Source organism: Pseudomonas sp. GL_091, assembly GCF_057837725.1.
On sequence record NZ_CM174451.1, the window covers coordinates 2528210 to 2545733 of the forward strand.

General features: G+C 60.2%; 14 protein-coding genes and 1 pseudogene. 9 read left to right on the top strand and 6 right to left on the bottom strand.

Going from position 1 to position 17524, the window contains the following annotated elements; translation table 11 throughout:
• Nucleotides 1-19: 19 nt before the first annotated feature.
• Nucleotides 20-1102 carry a 2OG-Fe(II) oxygenase gene (locus AC3ITY_RS11590; protein ID WP_489309185.1) on the bottom strand — a complete coding sequence of 361 codons (1083 nt, stop codon included), beginning with the start codon at nucleotides 1100-1102 and terminating at the stop codon, nucleotides 20-22.
• A gap of 204 nt (nucleotides 1103-1306) precedes the next feature.
• The gene (locus AC3ITY_RS11595) at nucleotides 1307-1870 is read right to left on the bottom strand and encodes a TetR/AcrR family transcriptional regulator (protein WP_223458194.1); all 564 of its coding nucleotides are present in this window, start codon (nucleotides 1868-1870) and stop codon (nucleotides 1307-1309) included.
• A 147-nt stretch (nucleotides 1871-2017) separates the two neighbouring features.
• Here AC3ITY_RS11595 and AC3ITY_RS11600 point away from each other — a divergent pair, with 147 nt between their 5' ends.
• The 4 genes from AC3ITY_RS11600 (at nucleotide 2018) to AC3ITY_RS11615 (ending at nucleotide 8331) form a co-directional block, all read left to right on the top strand.
• The gene (locus AC3ITY_RS11600) at nucleotides 2018-2311 is read left to right on the top strand and encodes a LysR family transcriptional regulator (RefSeq protein ID WP_477783842.1); all 294 of its coding nucleotides are present in this window, start codon (nucleotides 2018-2020) and stop codon (nucleotides 2309-2311) included.
• 153 nt (nucleotides 2312-2464) lie between these two features.
• Complete coding sequence (mexE, locus tag AC3ITY_RS11605; RefSeq protein WP_489309188.1) at nucleotides 2465-3706, top strand: multidrug efflux RND transporter periplasmic adaptor subunit MexE; 1242 nt, start codon at nucleotides 2465-2467, stop codon at nucleotides 3704-3706.
• A 12-nt stretch (nucleotides 3707-3718) separates the two neighbouring features.
• On the top strand, nucleotides 3719-6910 hold the full coding sequence (locus AC3ITY_RS11610; RefSeq protein WP_489309190.1) for an efflux RND transporter permease subunit: 3192 nt from the start codon (nucleotides 3719-3721) through the stop codon (nucleotides 6908-6910).
• Nucleotides 6910-8331, top strand: a complete 1422-nt coding sequence (locus AC3ITY_RS11615; RefSeq protein ID WP_489309192.1) for an efflux transporter outer membrane subunit — start codon at nucleotides 6910-6912, stop codon at nucleotides 8329-8331. The genes AC3ITY_RS11610 and AC3ITY_RS11615 overlap by 1 nt, the downstream gene beginning before the upstream one ends.
• Nucleotides 8332-8475: 144 nt before the next feature.
• Here AC3ITY_RS11615 and AC3ITY_RS11620 read toward each other — a convergent pair.
• The 3 genes and pseudogenes from AC3ITY_RS11620 to AC3ITY_RS11630 form a co-directional block, all read right to left on the bottom strand.
• Nucleotides 8476-8883, bottom strand: a pseudogene (locus AC3ITY_RS11620) (aldehyde dehydrogenase (NADP(+))); the annotation flags it as partial.
• Between the two features lie 722 nt (nucleotides 8884-9605).
• Entirely contained in the window at nucleotides 9606-10058 is a 453-nt protein-coding gene (locus AC3ITY_RS11625; protein ID WP_489309194.1) for a YMGG-like glycine zipper-containing protein, read from the bottom strand.
• A gap of 436 nt (nucleotides 10059-10494) precedes the next feature.
• Entirely contained in the window at nucleotides 10495-10623 is a 129-nt protein-coding gene (locus tag AC3ITY_RS11630) for a hypothetical protein (protein WP_489309196.1), read from the bottom strand.
• A gap of 89 nt (nucleotides 10624-10712) precedes the next feature.
• On the opposite strand from AC3ITY_RS11630, the gene AC3ITY_RS11635 reads away from it, so the two are divergent.
• Nucleotides 10713-11165 carry a cupin domain-containing protein gene (locus tag AC3ITY_RS11635; RefSeq protein ID WP_489309198.1) on the top strand — a complete coding sequence of 151 codons (453 nt, stop codon included), beginning with the start codon at nucleotides 10713-10715 and terminating at the stop codon, nucleotides 11163-11165.
• A gap of 7 nt (nucleotides 11166-11172) precedes the next feature.
• Here the strand turns inward: AC3ITY_RS11635 and AC3ITY_RS11640 are convergent, their stop codons facing one another.
• Nucleotides 11173-12060: a LysR family transcriptional regulator gene (locus tag AC3ITY_RS11640; protein ID WP_489309200.1), complete on the bottom strand. Its 888-nt coding sequence runs from the start codon at nucleotides 12058-12060 to the stop codon at nucleotides 11173-11175.
• A gap of 215 nt (nucleotides 12061-12275) precedes the next feature.
• Here AC3ITY_RS11640 and AC3ITY_RS11645 point away from each other — a divergent pair, with 215 nt between their 5' ends.
• The 4 genes from AC3ITY_RS11645 to AC3ITY_RS11660 all read left to right on the top strand — a co-directional run bounded on the left by AC3ITY_RS11645 (nucleotide 12276) and on the right by AC3ITY_RS11660 (nucleotide 17524).
• Nucleotides 12276-13676 (top strand): MFS transporter, encoded by a 1401-nt coding sequence (locus AC3ITY_RS11645; RefSeq protein WP_489309202.1) that lies wholly within the window; start codon nucleotides 12276-12278, stop codon nucleotides 13674-13676.
• A 157-nt stretch (nucleotides 13677-13833) separates the two neighbouring features.
• Nucleotides 13834-15837, top strand: coding sequence for an aminotransferase class I/II-fold pyridoxal phosphate-dependent enzyme (locus AC3ITY_RS11650; protein WP_489309204.1), 2004 nt, complete (start codon nucleotides 13834-13836; stop codon nucleotides 15835-15837).
• Between the two features lie 27 nt (nucleotides 15838-15864).
• Nucleotides 15865-16647: a transporter substrate-binding domain-containing protein gene (locus tag AC3ITY_RS11655; RefSeq protein WP_223455631.1), complete on the top strand. Its 783-nt coding sequence runs from the start codon at nucleotides 15865-15867 to the stop codon at nucleotides 16645-16647.
• 163 nt (nucleotides 16648-16810) lie between these two features.
• Nucleotides 16811-17524 carry an ABC transporter permease gene (locus tag AC3ITY_RS11660; RefSeq protein WP_489309206.1) on the top strand — a complete coding sequence of 238 codons (714 nt, stop codon included), beginning with the start codon at nucleotides 16811-16813 and terminating at the stop codon, nucleotides 17522-17524.

Here is a 17524-nt window from a genome sequence, read left to right on the forward strand (position 1 = left end):
CAATTGTGTTGAGCACGAGTCAGCGGTCAAGAAATGGGAGATTCTCTTTTCGAACGACGCGAGCAGCATCATCGTATAGAAACGGGAGAAACATATAACGGCGACCTTGGGTTACAGGAGTGGCTTCGTGCAAAAGTGAACACGAAAACACCACAGCCCCTCCTGTTGGAGCGCTGTAAAGCGCTTTTCCAAACTCTGGAAAATGCAGAAAACCGCCTTCGTACTCTCCCGTATTAAGAAACAGGGAAACGGCAAAACGGCGATGCGCTGTTCCCTTCGTGGTGTTATCCCTATGGGGCCGGAAATGCCCGCCTTCATCGCTGTTGTAGCAGGCCACCAGATAGCGCTCCATTCGAGTGGCATTGAACTGGAACGCTTTATGTAGCTCTGGAAGCAGACGGCTGGCTATACGCAACGAACATGCTTTGGATAGAGCCTCGTCCTCAATATTGCAGTCACGACGTTGCTTGTGGCCATGGTCGGTGATGTGGACGGTTTTACCCGACTGCTCCACCATAAACCCGGATTCCTCTCCGCCACGTTCGTCGTAGTAACTTATTAGTGCTTTACACAGCTTGGGCTCAAATATACGGGGAATCACCAGGACTGGTGCGTGTGGAGTGGCGGCATGTGGCGGTGCCAGTGCGGGTAATCTATCCAGAAAACGCATTAAAGAGGGTACATGGTTATCAACCGGCGTCTCTATCGGGACGATGGCCAGGACACGTAACGCAGGATCCAGCACATAGGTCATTTGCCTGATGCTGCCGTCTATCTGCAATGTACCGTAGAGCTTACTGACTGACCGATCGAAGTCCCAGATGAAGCGCATGCCAGGTATCGAACTTTCTACCCGCTTGAGCTTTTCATCATCTGGATCTACGGAAACACCGAAGAAGCAGACGTGATCGTCATTGAACCGCTGGCGATGGGCCCGAACACCTTCCAGAACTTTAATTGATGCGGGATCAGCCGCAGAACCAAAAAAAGAAAGCACTACATACCGACCGGCAATAGTGTCGAAATGAAAGCGCTCTCTTTGTTGAGTGCGGCACTGGAACCAAGGGGCAGGTCCACCGACTGAAAACGCTGTGGCGCGCATCACAACTCCTTGCCGGTAGGCAGTGGATCGCTAGCAGGAAGAACTCCGGCACTCGAAACTTGCAGGTAAAGCTAGTTCAGACTTGTTGAAGCTGCCTGGAGCGCTGATGGCGACTCCTCATTTATGACTTGTATCTCTGGTTTTTTGCAGAGCAAGGTGCGGTCTATCCGAGACACCCAGGGCTCTGGCAATCATCCAGGCTTATCAAGCCTCGGGGCTGGCAGGCCAGGCATTAATCACCGATTGCAGAAACTGCTCCGACAACCGAGGGTTGTCCAGGGCCCTGGCGATCAGTATGGCCCCGGTAATCGAGGACAGGATACGCAAGGCTTCCTCGTGCTTTTCATCATCGGTTTCGCCGTCGACCAATGGCAGCAGCGTTTCGATCAGGGTCTGCACGCCTTGGGTGAACGAGTGGCTGATGGCACCGCCATTACGCGCGACATCGGCGCCCAGGGCGGGGATCGGGCAGCCTTCGGTCCAGTTGCTCAGGTGGCTTTGGCTCAAGTAACCCTTGAGCAGTTCAGGGATCGATTTAGCCGCTCGCCAGTCTTCGATGTTGGTTTCGAACGTGCGGCTGACCGCCTCTGACGCCAACTGCTCCTTGCCGCCGGGGAACTGTCCGTAAAAGCCGCCGTGGGTCAGGCCCACCGAGCGGGAAAGTTCGCCGATACCGATGCCATCAATGCCTTTTTCCCGGTACATCTTCGAGGCCGCGCCGAGGATCGCTTCCTTGTTGGCTGCTGCCTGGTCTTTCGTCACTTTCATGAGTGGGTCCTGTCATCCGATGAGCGCCCTGGCAAATTTTTGCTGAGGGGCTGGTATTTATGATGATCATAATATAAATTCGCGGCAATTGCTTTGCAGGTTCCGGGCCCGTGGCTCCAGTCAAAACATCTCACAGGGTGCTGACCCATGAAACGTAATGATCTGCGCAGTATCGACCTCAATCTGCTGGTGGTTTTCGAGGCGCTCATACAGGAGCGCAATGTCTCCCGCGCCGCAGAAAAGCTTGCCCTGGGCCAGCCGGCGGTCAGCGGTGCATTGAGTCGATTGCGTACGCTGTTCAACGACCCTCTGTTTAAGCGCATTGGCCACAAAATGGAACCGACCACTCGAGCCTTGCAGGTGGCGCAAACGCTTGGGCCCGCACTGGACTCCATTTGCTCGGTCGTCAGTCTGACGGCTTGCAGTAAAAAAACCGGTTAATTCAAAGGCTTGATCTGAGTATTAATTTTTTTTGTGCTTATACATGATAGTCATCATTAATGATGATAGCCAAGTTCACTCCGTTCAATTCGTCGCTGCCCCCTGTGCGGCCGAGAATTCTCCAACCCCTAAACCGTCAGGCGGACACTACCCATGGAACAGTCACTCAAACCTTTGCGTTATCCCCTTGCTGTCCTGACCCTGGCGGCCATCACTGCTTGCGGCCACGCACCCGATGCCGCCAAGGCTCCGGGTGCGCCGCCTGTCACGGTCGCCAAAGTGCTCGAGCAACCCATTACCGAATGGGATGAAGTCACCGCCCGTCTGGAAGCGCCGGAAACCGTTGTGGTTCGCCCGCGGGTCTCGGGGCAGATCGATCGTGTCGCCTTCACGGATGGCGAGTCGGTCAAGAAAGGGGATTTGCTCTTCCAGATCGATCCACGCCCGTTCGAACACGAAGTGCATCGCCTCGAAGCACAGTTGCAACAAGCTCGCGCCACGCTGGTTCGAACTGGCAATGAAGCGCAACGCGGCCAGCGCCTGCTGAGCAGCAATGCCATCTCTGCGGAACTGGCCGACACGCGTAATACCACCGCCCAGGAAGCCAAGGCCGCCGTCGATGCCGTGCAGGCGCAACTCGATCTGGCACGCCTGAACCTGAGCTTCACCCGCGTCACCGCGCCGATCAGCGGCCGGGTCAGCCGAGCCGAAATCACCGCCGGCAACATCGTCACCGCCGACACCTCGGCGCTGACCAGCGTGGTCTCCACCGACAAGGTCTACGCCTATTTCGACGCCGACGAGCGCCTGTTCCTCAAGTACGGCCAGCTCTCCCGTCAAGGCCAGCGCAGTCAATCCACGCCGGTGTACATGGGCTTGTCGAACGAGGAGGGCAATAGCCACCTGGGGCAGATGAACTTCGTCGACAACCAGGTCAATCCCAAGACCGGCACCATTCGTGGCCGCGCGGTGTTCGACAACGCCGATGGCCAATACACCCCGGGGCTGTATGCCCGATTGAAACTGGTGGGCAGCGCAGCCTACGCCGGCCTGCTGATCAAGGACGAGGCGGTGGGCACCGACCTGGGCAAGAGGTTCGTTTTGGTGATCGACCAGGACAACAAGGCCGTGTACCGCAGCGTCGATCTGGGACCGAAGCTCGAAGGCTTGCGCATCGTGCGCAGCGGTTTGCAGAAAGAAGACCGCATCGTCATCAACGGTCTGCAACGGGTTCGTCCCGGCGCGGTGGTCGCGCCGCAGGACGCGCCGATGGCCGATGCGCAAACCGTCGCCACCCTGGCCCGTCAACGCCAGGCCATCGAGGCGGGTAATCAGCCCGTCGCTCCGTCCCCGGCACTGGTGAAAACGGATGCTGCCGTTTCACCTCGCGGATAAAGGAACACTGTCATGAAGTTCTCCCGGTTCTTTATCACGCGGCCGATCTTCGCCGCGGTGTTGTCGCTGCTGATCCTGATCGCCGGCGCCATCGCGCTGTTCCAGTTGCCGATCAGCGAATACCCCGAGGTAGTGCCACCGACCGTGGTCATCCACGCCAACTACCCGGGTGCCAACCCCAAGGTGATTGGCGAAACCGTAGCTGCACCTCTCGAACAAGCGATCACCGGCGTCGAGAACATGCTGTACATGTATTCGCAGTCCACGGCCGATGGCAGGCTTACCCTCACGGTGACCTTCGCCCTCGGCACTGACCTGGACAACGCCCAGGTGCAGGTGCAGAACCGTGTCACGCGCACCGAGCCAAAGCTTCCCGAAGAAGTGACGCGCATCGGCATCACCGTGGACAAGGCGTCGCCCGAGCTGACGATGGTGGTGCACCTGACTTCGCCGGACAAGCGCTACGACATGCTGTACCTGTCCAACTACGCGATCCTCAACGTCAAGGATGAGCTGTCGCGCCTGAACGGTATCGGTGACGTGAAGATGTTCGGTATCGGCGACTACTCGCTGCGGATCTGGCTCGATCCGAACAAGACCGCTTCACGCAACCTGACTGCGACTGACGTGGTCAATGCGGTCCGTGAACAGAACCGTCAGGTCGCTGCCGGCCAACTGGGCGCACCGCCTGCGCCCAACGCCACCAGCTTCCAGATGTCGATCAACTCCCAGGGGCGGCTGGTCACCGAGGAGGAATTCGAGAACGTGATTGTCCGCAGTGGTCCGGACGGCGAAATCACTCGCCTCAAGGACATAGCGCGGATTGAACTCGGTTCCAACCAGTACGCCCTGCGCGCCTTGCTCAATAACCAGGAAGCGGTGGCGATGCCGATCTTCCAGCGCCCGGGTTCCAATGCGATCGACGTCTCCGATCAGGTGCGGGCGAAGATGGCCGAACTGAAAAAGAACTTCCCGGAGGGCATGGACTACGAGATCGTCTACGACCCGACCATCTTCGTACGCAGTTCGATTGAAGCGGTGGTTCACACGCTGTTCGAAGCACTGATTCTGGTGGTGCTGGTGGTGATCCTGTTCCTGCAAACCTGGCGCGCCTCGATCATTCCACTGGTTGCCGTACCGGTGTCGTTGATCGGCACCTTTGCCGTGATGCATCTGTTCGGCTTCTCGCTCAATGCCCTGTCGCTGTTCGGTCTAGTGCTGGCCATCGGGATCGTGGTCGATGATGCGATCGTGGTGGTGGAGAACGTCGAGCGCAACATCGAGTTGGGCCTGGAGCCGATCGAGGCAACCAAGAAAGCCATGGGCGAGGTGACCGGCCCGATCATCGCCACGGCGTTGGTGTTGTGCGCGGTGTTCGTGCCGGCAGCATTTATCTCCGGATTGACCGGCCAGTTCTACAAGCAATTCGCCCTGACCATTGCCATCTCGACGGTGATCTCGGCGTTCAACTCCTTGACCCTGTCGCCGGCATTGGCCGCGGTATTGCTCAAGGCTCACGGTGCGCCGAAAGACCGTTTCTCCAAAGTTCTGGATCGCCTGTTCGGTGGCTGGCTGTTCAAACCCTTCAACCGCGTATTCGAAAAAGCCAGCCATGGCTATGTGGTTGCCGTCGCCAAGGTCATTCGTGGCAGCAGCGTGGCCTTGCTGGTGTATGCCGGGCTGATCGCCATGACCTACATGGGCTTCAGCACCACGCCGACCGGTTTTGTGCCGACCCAGGATAAAAAATACCTGGTGACCTTCGCGCAACTTCCGGACGCCGCCAGCCTTGATCGTTCGGAATCAGTGATCCGGCGCATGAGCAGCATCGCCATGAACGAGCCTGGCTTTGACAGCGCGGTGGCGTTCCCCGGTCTGTCGATCAATGGCTTCACCAACAGCCCGAACGCCGGTATCGCCTTTATCGGCTTGCGGCCCTTCGATGAACGCAAAGACCCGAGCCTGTCGGCGAAGGCGATTTCCGCTTCACTGAACGCCAAGTTCGGCAGCATTCAGGACGCCTACATCGCCGTGTTCCCACCACCGCCCGTTCAAGGCCTGGGCACCATCGGTGGTTTCAAACTGCAGATCGAAGACCGCGGCAACCTGGGCTATGAAGCCCTGTACAAAGAGACCATGAACGTCATCGCCAAGAGCCGCAGCGTTCCGGAACTGGCCAATCTGTTCACCAGCTTCACGGTAAACGTGCCGCAGGTCGATGCCGCGATCGACCGGGAAAAAGCCAAGACCCACGGCGTGGCCGTCAGCGATATCTTCGACACGTTGCAGGTGTACCTGGGCTCGCTGTATGCCAACGACTTCAACCGTTTCGGCCGCACCTATCAGGTCAACGTTCAGGCTGACCAGCAGTTCCGCCTGGAACCGGAGCAGATCGGCCAGTTGAAGGTGCGCAACGACCATGGAGAAATGATCCCGCTCGCCACCTTCATCAAGGTCAGCCCGACGTCGGGGCCTGATAGGGTCATGCACTACAACGGCTTCATCAGTGCGGAAATCAACGGTGCGGCGGCTCCCGGCTTCAGCTCCGGCCAGGCCCAGAAAGCCATCGAGAAACTGCTCAAGGAAGAACTGCCCAACGGTATGACCTACGAGTGGACCGACCTGACCTACCAGCAGATCTTGTCCGGCGACACCGCGTTGCTGGTGTTCCCGCTCTGCGTCCTGCTGGCGTTCCTGGTGTTGGCTGCACTGTATGAAAGCTGGAGCCTGCCGCTGGCGGTGATCCTGATCGTACCGATGACCCTGTTGTCGGCGATTGCCGGGGTGATCATTTCCAAGGGCGACAACAACATCTTCACCCAGATCGGCTTGATCGTGCTGGTGGGCCTGGCGTGCAAGAACGCGATCCTGATCGTCGAGTTCGCCAAGGACCGGCAGGACCAGGGCCTGTCGCCACTGGATGCCGTGCTCGACGCCTGCCGCATGCGTTTGCGGCCGATCCTGATGACCTCGATCGCTTTCATCATGGGGGTGATTCCGTTGGTGACTTCCACCGGAGCCGGTTCGGAAATGCGCCGCGCCATGGGTGTCGCCGTGTTCTCCGGGATGCTCGGGGTGACCTTCTTCGGGCTGCTGCTGACGCCGGTGTTCTTCGTCCTGATTCGTCGCTACATCGAACGTAAAGCCGCGCGCAAGGCGGCCCGGGTTCACTCGCTCAACGTTATTGATTCGGAGGCACACTGATGAACGCTTTCAAGCTCTTCCTTCCCAGCCTCCTGGTCGCGGCATTGGCCGCCTGCACCGTAGGGCCGGATTACAAAACCCCGGACACGGCGCCTGCCCATGTCGTCTCGGCGCAAGGGGCCCACTACGATCAATCGCGTTTTGAAACGGTGTGGTGGCAACAATTCGACGACCCCACGCTGAACCAGTTGGTTGGCAAAGCGCTCAATGGCAACCGTGATCTGCGCGTGGCTTTCGCCCGCTGGAAAGCCGCCCGGGCCATCCGCGATGACGTCAGCAACGACAATCTGCCGGTGGTCACCAGCCGCGTCAGCAGCCAGCAGGGCAAGGCACAAGTACCGGGGCAGAGCGTGGATCGGGTCAACATCGAGCGCTACGATCTGGGCCTGGACATGGCCTGGGAGATCGACCTGTTCGGGCGCATCCAGCGTGAACTGGAATCCAGTGATGCCCGGGAAGACGCCACGGCGGCGGACCTGTACCAACTGCGGGTGACCATGATCGCCGAGTTGGTGGACGCCTATGGTCAACTGCGCGGTGCGCAACTGCGGGAAAAAATCGCCCTGGCCAACCTGAAGAATCAAAGTGAATCGCGCGCCGTGACGGTGAGCCTGCGTGACGCTGGCGTGGGCAACGAACTCGACGTGGTGCGCGCCGATGCGCGGTTGGCGGCGGTCGAGGCGAGCGTGCCGCAGCTGCAGGCGGAGCAGGTGCGCCATAAAAACCGCATCGCCACGCTGCTGGGCGAACGCCCGGACACGCTGAGCATCGATCTGAGTCCAAAGGACCTGCCGGCCATCGCCAAGGCATTGCCGATTGGCGATCCTGGCGAACTGTTGCGTCGGCGCCCGGATGTGCTCGCGGCAGAGCGCCGGTTGGCGGCTTCAACGGCCGATGTCGGCGTGGCCACCGCCGACCTGTTTCCACGGGTGAGCTTGAGTGGGTTCCTGGGATTCACGGCGGGGCGTGGTTCGCAAATCGGTTCCAGTGCCGCCCGCGCCTGGAGCCTGGGGCCGAGCATCACCTGGGCCGCGTTTGACCTGGGCAGTGTGCGGGCGCGCATTCGTGGCGCAAACGCCGACGCCGAGGGCGCGTTGGCGACCTATGAGCAACAGGTGTTGCTCGCACTGGAGGAATCGGAAAACGCCTTCAGCGACTACGGTAAACGCCAGCAACGCTTGCTGTCGTTGATCAAGCAAAGCGAGTCGAGTCGAGCAGCGGCCGATCTGGCGGCGACGCAATACAAGGAAGGGGTGGTGGACTATCTGGTGTTGCTGGATGCGCAACGTGAGCGCCTGAACGCCGAAGATGCCCAGGCATTGGGTGAAACCGATCAGTACCGCGCCATTGTGGCGATCTACAAATCCTTGGGCGGCGGTTGGGACAGCGGCGAAACGAAGCTGGCAAAGAACGCCGGATGACCCGTTGTTGTAGGAGCGAGCCTGCTCGCGATGGACTCAAGAGCGCCGCGTTTAGTCAGGACACACGCGTTATCGTTGACGACCATCGCGAGCAAGCTCGCTCCTACAGTCACCGGAATGGCATACCGGGCCAGGCACTTTTCGTTATTGACCATCCACAACGCGCGGCAGCCCCAAAGGGTTACCCTCGCGCAACGGCTCCGGCAGCAGGGCATCGGGAAAGCCTTGGTAAGCCACCGGACGCAGGAAGCGCTCGATGGCGGTCATACCCACCGAAGTAAAGCGACTGTCCGAGGTGGCCGGAAACGGCCCGCCATGCACGGTGGCGAAACACACTTCCTGCGGATGGGCGAAGGCATTGACCACGATGCGCCCGGTGCGTCGCTCCAGGATTGGCAGCAAGCGACGGGCCAGTGGCAAATCGTCCTGTTCCAGATGCAGAGTCGCACTGAGTTGCCCCTTGAATGATCGCGCGACCTGCAACAGCTCATCTTCATCCCTGACCTTCACCAGCAGCGCGGACGGGCCGAATACCTCCCGAGCAAAAAGGGGGCAGATTTATTTCCCTGCTCTAGAGCTGAGTAACCGGACAGAGTCGGACAGGATTAGAGAGGTGGTTGCGACTGGCTTTACGCCTCAGATCAATGTCCGGTGGGGTTAAAGCTAAATACTAATCAGGGCGGTAAGGTTGGAAAGTGCACTGGGTCTCGATAGACCGCTGCAGTCTGTGGAGTAAAGCGATTTGTGAGTATTTATTCGGTCTACAGCGGCCGACTGAGTGGGCTGGTGGAGTTCGAATTCCTATTCACAAGTTGGCTTCTAAAAGACAACTCTGCAGCGGCTTTCGAGAGAGCAGTCATTCCCGCGTCATCATCACCGCGAGTGTCAGAGTGTCATCTTGATGAACTCCTCGTTGCGGTTGATCGCCTCCAAGGCGCCGCGTACGTTATCGGCGACATCGGCCGAGCCGCGCTGCTCGACCCAGTTGGAGAGCTCCATGATGGCCGCTTCGAGGGCGAGTTGGTTTTCATTGAGCTTGAATAGTAGGGAAGGGAGCAGTCCGGCGTTTGGCCTCGCGAATTCTCCATGGAGATTTCAGCGTAGCATCGAGAAATTGGGCACGAGGGGATTGTGTTCAGTCGGCAGAACGCCGGAGGAAAAAAACCCGAGCTGCAGCTGGGGAGCAGTTCGGGGCAAGTCATGAATGTGTCAGTGAGGAGGGTCCACTCCCTTTTGAAACAATGCTTCCAGTTGCTCAATCTCGGAATCCGAGATCAGTCGTCATGCTTGTGTTTATGTTTGTTCTTGTACTTATTTTTATGCTTGTGGTCGTAGTGGTGGTCGTTGTCGTTGTCGTTGTCGTTGTCGTTGTCGTTGGCCAGATTGTTGCCGATAGCACCACCTGCTGCGCCGCCCAGTCCAGCGCCGATCAGGCCACCGGTGGAACCACCAACACTGTTGCCGATTACCTGGCCGCCCGCTGCACCGAGCCCCCCGCCAATGGCTGATTCGGTCTTGTTGCCACTCTTCGCGGTCATTGCGCCCCCAGCTGCGCCACCTACGCCGGCTCCGATCGCAGCGCCAGTGCTACCTCCCATAGCCTGACCGACCGCGCTTCCAAGGGCGCCACCGACACCGCCACCGATAGCTGTGTTGGTGGCTTCGCCGGCGAGGGAGTACTGCGATACAAGAAGGCTTAATGCAACGACAGTGAATGATTTACGCATCAGACAAACCTTTAGAAATACACAATAAAAGAAAAGTTTGTTGGTACGAATCAGTCAGGTCAACAGATATTTGACGGTGCATAAACTTGGATCAACCAATCTGTGATTAGCACAGCCGCTTGTTGATCAATTATGACCTGTGGGCACTCCCCCCGTTCAAGGTTGCGGGTCTGGTACGGGGAGAGAAGGTCGATCAAAAAACGGGGAGATTGGCGGTCAACAGATCGCCGGGGAGGGAATGTCAGGCTGGCATAACGTTGTCATTGCATAGCCAAACTGAGCCATACAGACCCCAAAGAGGGATATTTGAGGGCCTGAAAACCGCAGCCTGCGCGGCCCTCAGGGTTGCCCTTCAAGATGATGAACCTGGACCGATTCGATCTGGCGTAGTCAAAAATCCTGAACTTGCCGCGACCTGAGTGGGATCGGGTCGCGGTCACTTCACTTCGCCATTGACCACGATGCCGGTGGTCACGATGGCATACCCGCCGATACGGGTTTGTATCAGCAGGTATCCGCAACGCCCGCCGTTACCCGGGCATACAAAACCGCCGTTTCCCGACACACGGGCGATACACGGCGGCCTTCAAATGGAACCACCGGCATCGCGCCACTTTCGGCGCGGGCTGGCGTGGTTCAACTGGAGGAAAGACAATGTTGCGTACCCACCCCCGTCACACCCTCGGCAAGCTTGGTCTGGTTCTGGCCGCCGCAGGGCTCGCCACCGCAGCGAGCTTCTCCCAAGCCCAGGAAGCACAGCCGGCCCCGGCAATGAAAAGCTGGCAGCAGGGCCTGCATCGCACCGACCTGGTACGCGAAGACCTGGGCGCCGCCGATCGCGAAGTCCTTCAGGTGCTCGTGGACTTCGATCAGGGCGTGACGTCGCCCAAACATGCTCACCCGGGTGTCGAGGTGGCGCACGTGATCAGCGGCACCTTTGAGTATCAACTGGAAGGGCGGGCACCGGTGACGCTCAAGGCCGGCGATTCGTTGTACATCCCCGAAGGCGTCGCCCATGTAGCGAAGAACGTGGGCCAGGGCAAGGCCTCGGAGCTGGCGACCTACATCGTGAAAAAAGGCGAACCGCTGCTGATCCTGAAGGAGTAGGCGAGGGTCATTGCCGGCTGCAAACCTCCCACACACAACCACGCAGCCAGCGATGCGCCGGGTCGGCGTCCATGCGCGGGTGCCACAGCATCGAAACCGTGATCGGCGGCGTGGGGAACGGCAGGGCAAAGCAGTGCATCCCCTGGCACAGGTTGCCGACGTGCCGCTGCGGTACACTGGCGACCAGGTCTGAAGCCCGTGCCAATGCAATCGCCGAAGAGAAACCGGCGACAATGGTGGCGATGTCCCGCCTCAGTCCCAGTTCATTCAAGGCGTCGTCCATGACGCCTTTTTCGTGACCCCGGCGCGAGACCAGGATGTGCCGGGCGGCGGCATAACGAATCGCTGTCATCTCGCCTCGAGCCAGTGGATGGCCCTTGCGCACAACGCCCACGAACCGGTCGCGAAACAGCATCCGGGTCCGCACTTCCGGGCTGGTGGATTCGCCGATCACACCGGTTTCAAGATCCACCGCGCCTTCGCGCAGCAGGGTGCTGTCCTTGTTCAGCTTCTGCACGAAATTCAGGCGGACACCGGGCGCCTCCTGGTGGATACGGGCGATCAGTGGCGGTCCGAAATTTTCCACGAAGCCATCGCTGGTGCGCAGGGTGAAGGTGCGCGCCAGTTGATTGAGATCGAGTACCTCGGCGGGGCGCAGGACGGCTTCGGCGTCCTGCACCAGCACGCCGACCCGTTCACGCAGCTCCAGCGCCCGGGGCGTGGGAACCAGTCCGCGACCGGCGCGCACCAGCAGCGGATCTCCCGTGGTTTCGCGCAATCGCGCCAGCGCCCGGCTCATGGCTGAGGGGCTCAGGCGCAAACGCTGCGCGGCGCGGGCCACGCTGCCTTCTTCGAGCAACACGTTCAGGGTGATCAGCAGATTCAGATCGGGCATCGGAAGTACCTGTGGGAGCGAGCCTGCTCGCGAAAACGGTGTGTCAGCCAACGTTAATGTTGAAGCTGATGGCCTCTTCGCGAGCAGGCTCACTCCCACACTGGTTTGTGGGTGATATGGCGTTATATGCACGTATAAAGTGCAAATGCTGCGTCTTCCGCCATGTTATGGCCGGGCTTAGGCTCGGGACAACTTGTTTGCGGAGTCGCGAGAAAATGAAGTCCATATCGATTCGGGGAGCCTTGGCCAGCCTGTCGTTATCCATGCTGCTGTCGTCCCTGGGCACCAGCATTGCCAACGTGGGTTTACCGACACTGGCCGAGGCGTTTTCAGCGTCGTTCCAGGCCGTGCAGTGGGTGGTCCTCGCCTACTTGCTGAGCATCACCGCGCTGATCGTCAGCGTCGGCCGGCTCGGCGACCTCATGGGGCGGCGGCGATTGCTGCTGATCGGCATTGCGCTGTTCACCGTCGCCTCGCTGCTCTGCGCCATGGCGCCCAATCTGTGTCTGCTGATTGGCGCCCGGGCCTTACAGGGCGTCGGTGCGGCCATCATGATGGCGCTGACCATGGCGCTGGTGAGCGGGGCGGTGCCCAAGGAAAAAATGGGCAGCGCGATGGGTGTGCTCGGCACGATGTCGGCGATTGGCACCTCACTGGGGCCGACGCTCGGCGGCGTGTTGATTGCCCAAGTGGGCTGGCAGGGGATTTTTCTGCTGAACCTACCCTTGGGTGTTTTGGCGATCGGACTGGCCTGGCGCTTTTTGCCGGAAGATCGCCACGAGATGGCGTCCGCTCGACCCGATTTCGACGCGCTTGGCACCCTGGTATTGGTCCTGACCCTGTTGGCTTACGCACTGGCAATGACCCTTGGACGCGGCAGCTTCGGCCCGCTCAATACGGCGCTGCTGCTGGTCGCGATAATCGGCTTGATGGTGTTCGTGTTCGTCGAGCAAACCGCCGCGTCGCCGCTGGTCAAACTGGCGTTGTTGCGCAATCCGCTGCTCAGCGCAGGGTTCGCCATGAGCAGCCTGGTGACCACGGTGGTCATGGCCACCTTGGTGGTCGGGCCGTTCTATCTGTCGGCTGCGCTGGGTTTGAGCGCGGTGAGTGTCGGGCTGGTGATGTCGGCCGGACCGCTGGTGGCGGCATTGGCCGGCGTACCCGCCGGGCGGCTGGTCGACCGATGGGGCGCACAACGTTCGAGCACGGTCGGGCTGATTGCCATGTTGACCGGCGCTTGCATCCTTCCCGCCGTGCCGATGAGCATCGGCGTATTCGGCTACCTCGCGCCGCTGGTGGTCCTCACGGCCGGTTATGCGCTGTTCCAGGCGGCGAACAATACCGCCGTGATGGCAGATATTGAGTCGCAGCAGCGTGGTGTGGTTTCCGGTTTGCTCGGGTTGTCGCGCAATCTCGGGTTGATCACCGGCGCCTCGGTCATGGGCGCGGTGTTCGCCTTCGGCACGGCCAGCGACGATATTTTGCAGGCGCAACCTGAGGCCATCGCGCAGGGGATGCGGTTGACGTTTGCGGTTGCTGCGGGGCTGATTCTCGTAGCTCTGGTGCTGGGAGCGGTCAGCAAAATCGTTTCACGTCGCTTGATCGCGCCGTGCTGAAAAACGGCGCGACTGTCGTGAAAACGACCTGTTTGCGCTGAACGCGAAGCCTCGCGAGTTTTCTATTGAACGAGTGTTCAGTCTGGACTATGTTGGGGGCCACCTTCCCCCGGCTGGTTGCGGGCTTGCGTTTCTTCAATTCGAACGAGGCACTGGCATGCGGTTTTCACCCTTTGTTGAACGGATCAGTGGCCAAGGCGTTGCCGCCTGGGATATTCACTACGCGGCCAGCGCAGCACAGCGCAAAGGCGAGGACGTGATCATCCTCAGCGTCGGCGACCCGGATTTCCCCACCCCCGATTTCATTACCGATGCCGCCATCCATGCCTTGCGTGAAGGGGATACCCACTACACCGAAATCGCCGGCCGCCAGGCCTTGCGCGAGGCCATTGCCGGCCGCTACAGCCAACTGATCGACCGCGAACTGCAGGCGTCGAACGTGATTCTCACGGCCGGTGCACAGAACGCCTTGTTCGCCACCTCGATGTGCCTGCTCGGTGCCGGCGACGAAGTGATTGCCTTCGATCCGATGTACGTCACCTACGAAGCGACGCTCAAGGCGTCCGGCGCCACGCTGGTGCGGGTGCCCTGTGCGGCGGACTCGGGTTTCCGCCTCGATGCCGCCGTGTTGGCCAAGGCCATTACCCCGCGCACCCGGGCGATTTTCTTCTCCAATCCGAACAACCCCACCGGCGTGGTGCTGGGTCACGAAGAGCTGCAAGCGATCGCTGACCTCGCCATCGCCCATGACCTGTGGGTGGTGGTGGACGAGGTCTACGAGAGCCTCGCCTACGAGCGTGAACACCAAAGCCTGGCGGCGTTGCCAGGCATGGCCGAGCGCTGCGTGGTGATCGGCAGCCTGTCCAAGTCCCATGCCATGACCGGTTGGCGCATCGGCTGGGTCGTGGCCAATGAAGCCCTGGTCAATCATGTCGAAACCCTGGTGCTGAGCATGCTGTACGGCTTGCCCGGGTTTGTCATGGAAGCGGCGCTCAAGGCCGTGCAGTCCCATGACGAAGTCACCCACGGCATGCGCGAGATCTATCGTCGACGCCGCGATCTGGTGGTGTCCGGCCTGGCGGATTGCCCGGGCATCAGCGTGCTCAACCCCGATGCCGGCATGTTCGTGCTGGTGGACGTGCGCGGCACCGGCCTGACCTCGCTGGAATTCGCCTGGCGCCTGCTGCGCGAAGCCGGTGTCTCGGTGCTGGATGCGGCGGCATTCGGCGAACCGGCCCAAGGGTTTGTACGGCTGTCGTTCACCCTCAGTGACGAGCGATTGGCCCAGGCCTGCCAGCGTATTCGCGGCTTTGTCCAGGTACTCAACGGTGAAGCGCCGAGGCCGGTGATCGGCACGGTGACCAGCACCGCGACCGTCGAACCGGTCGCCGCCAAGACCATGATCGAGGTCGATGGCCTGCACAAACGCTTCGGCAATATCGAAGTGCTCAAGGGCGTTTCCCTGACCGCCCGGGAGGGCGACGTGATTTCCCTGATCGGTGCCAGCGGCTCGGGCAAAAGTACCTTGCTGCGCTGCATCAACATGCTCGAAGTGCCGGACCAGGGACGCATCCTGGTCGATGGCGAAAGCATTCACCTTAACCAGAATCGCCCCGGCGCACCGCTGGTGTCGGACGCCAAACAGCTTGTGCGCATTAGGTCCAGCCTGGGCATGGTGTTCCAGAACTTCAACCTCTGGCCCCATCGCACGGTGCTGGAAAACCTCATCGAAGCGCCGACCCAGGTCCTGCGTGAAAGCCGTGCGGAGGCCACTGAACGGGCCGAAGCCCTGCTCGAACGCGTCGGGCTTGCGGCCAAGCGCAACGAGTACCCGGCGTTTCTCTCCGGGGGACAGCAACAACGGGTGGCCATCGCCCGAGCCTTGGCCATGCGGCCCAAGGTCATGCTGTTCGATGAACCCACCTCGGCACTCGACCCGGAACTGGTCGGGGAAGTGCTGCGGGTGATCCGCTCCCTCGCCGAAGAAGGCCGGACCATGATCCTGGTGACTCATGAAATGGCTTTTGCACGCGATGTCTCTTCCAAAGTCGCCTTCTTGCATCAAGGGCTGATCGAGGAAACCGGTTCGCCGGACGAAGTGTTCGTACACCCACGCAGCGAGCGTTGCCGACAATTCGTCAACGCTCATCAGACTCGCTAACTCATCATAAAAAGACGGGAAAACAACATGGGAAATCGACGTTTTGCAAACTGGTTGACCGGTGCGGCCTGCGTAATGCTGGCCGGCATGAGTGCGGCGCAAGCGCAACCGATCCGGTTCGCGGTGGCAGCGGAACCCTATCCGCCGTACACCGAAAAGCAGGCCAATGGTGAGTGGAAGGGCTTCGAAGTCGACCTGATCCACAAACTGTGCAGCGAAATGAAAGCCGATTGCGAGATCAAGGAAGTGGCGTGGGACGGCATCATTCCGTCGCTGCTGGCGAAGAAGATCGACGTGATCTTTTCCTCGATGTCGGTGACCGAGGAACGGGAAAAACAGATCGCCTTCAGCAAGGCCTACTACGACTCGGTGATTGCCGTCGTCGGTCCGAAAGAGGCGGCGGTGAAGAAGTACCCGGATGACCTCAAGGGCAAGATCATCGGCGTGCAGAACTCGACCGTGAGCGCCAGCTACCTGAAGACCTACTACGAAAAAATTGCCGACGTTAAATACTACGACACCCAGGACTCGGCCAACGCCGACCTGATTGCCGGGCGCATCGACCTGATGATGGCCGACGGCACCGCCATGGCCGCGTTCATCAAGACCCCGGATGCCAAGGACCTGGCCTACCTCGGCACCGTGCCTTATGACCCGATCTTCGGCAAAGGCGTGGGGGCCGGCCTGCGCAAGGACGACACCGAACTCAAGGCCAAACTGGACAAGGCCATCCAGGAGTTGCTGGCAAGCAAGGACTACGACGAGCTGTCCCAGAGCTACTTCGGCACCAGCGTGAAGCCTGCGTTCTGACCTGAACACAGATCCTGTGGCAAATGCAAAACCTGTAGGAGCGAGCTTGCTCGCGATGGACGTCAGTGCACCGCGGCTCTACTGAGTGACCGCGTCATCGTTGACGTTTTTCGCGAGCAAGCTCGCTCCTACAAGGGATTGTGAACTCCGACTGGAGAACGAAATGCCGGCAATGTTCGATCTGATCAATTTCACCGAGCAGGGATGGGGCGGTGCGCTGTTGAAGGGGCTCTGGATGACCCTGCAGATTTCCGCCGGGGCCTTTGTGCTCGGGTTGGCCATCGGTCTGGTGGTGGCGTGCCTCAAGCTTGGCGCGCCGAAGCCGATTGCGGCGCTGATGCGCGGCTACACCACCTTGTTCCGGGCGGTTCCGGAATTGCTGCTGATTCTGTTGCTGTACTACGTCGGCTCCATGCTCCTCAACTCGCTGATGACCCGGCTCGGCTACGGCGTGGTCGATGTCAGTGGTGCGCTGGCGGCCATCGTGGTGCTGGGGTTGGTGCAGGGTGCCTACGCCTCGGAGATTTTCCGCGCGGCGATCCAGGCGATTCCCTTCGGCCAGATCGAAGCGGCCAAGGCGTTCGGCCTCAACGGTTTCGGGCTGTTCCGTCGGGTCACGCTGCCGATCATGGCGCCGTATGCGATGGCCGGGATGGCCAACCTGTGGATCAACCTGATCAAGGACAGTGCGCTGATCAGCGTGGTTGGCACCAACGAGCTGCTGTACACCGCCAAGCAAGGCGCGGGGTCGACGCGCCACTATCTGTTGTTCTACCTCACGGCTGCCGCGTTGTATTACGCGGTGACCTTGGCGTCGAACTACCTTTCGGGACGGTTGGAGCGACGCATTCGTCGCTGGATGCCTCTTGTTGACTGA

Excerpts from the sequence above, each read along its gene's own strand:
- AC3ITY_RS11590 (WP_489309185.1), bottom strand. The coding sequence starts at position 1,102 with ATGCGCGCCACAGCGTTTTCAGTCGGTGGACCTGCCCCTTGGTTCCAG.
- AC3ITY_RS11650 (WP_489309204.1), top strand. The coding sequence starts at position 13,834 with ATGCGGTTTTCACCCTTTGTTGAACGGATCAGTGGCCAAGGCGTTGCC.
- AC3ITY_RS11635 (WP_489309198.1), top strand. The coding sequence starts at position 10,713 with ATGTTGCGTACCCACCCCCGTCACACCCTCGGCAAGCTTGGTCTGGTT.
- mexE (WP_489309188.1), top strand. The coding sequence starts at position 2,465 with ATGGAACAGTCACTCAAACCTTTGCGTTATCCCCTTGCTGTCCTGACC.
- AC3ITY_RS11600 (WP_477783842.1), top strand. The coding sequence starts at position 2,018 with ATGAAACGTAATGATCTGCGCAGTATCGACCTCAATCTGCTGGTGGTT.
- AC3ITY_RS11645 (WP_489309202.1), top strand. The coding sequence starts at position 12,276 with ATGAAGTCCATATCGATTCGGGGAGCCTTGGCCAGCCTGTCGTTATCC.
- AC3ITY_RS11660 (WP_489309206.1), top strand. The coding sequence starts at position 16,811 with ATGCCGGCAATGTTCGATCTGATCAATTTCACCGAGCAGGGATGGGGC.
- AC3ITY_RS11655 (WP_223455631.1), top strand. The coding sequence starts at position 15,865 with ATGGGAAATCGACGTTTTGCAAACTGGTTGACCGGTGCGGCCTGCGTA.
- AC3ITY_RS11595 (WP_223458194.1), bottom strand. The coding sequence starts at position 1,870 with ATGAAAGTGACGAAAGACCAGGCAGCAGCCAACAAGGAAGCGATCCTC.
- AC3ITY_RS11615 (WP_489309192.1), top strand. The coding sequence starts at position 6,910 with ATGAACGCTTTCAAGCTCTTCCTTCCCAGCCTCCTGGTCGCGGCATTG.
- AC3ITY_RS11640 (WP_489309200.1), bottom strand. The coding sequence starts at position 12,060 with ATGCCCGATCTGAATCTGCTGATCACCCTGAACGTGTTGCTCGAAGAA.
- AC3ITY_RS11625 (WP_489309194.1), bottom strand. The coding sequence starts at position 10,058 with ATGCGTAAATCATTCACTGTCGTTGCATTAAGCCTTCTTGTATCGCAG.
- AC3ITY_RS11610 (WP_489309190.1), top strand. The coding sequence starts at position 3,719 with ATGAAGTTCTCCCGGTTCTTTATCACGCGGCCGATCTTCGCCGCGGTG.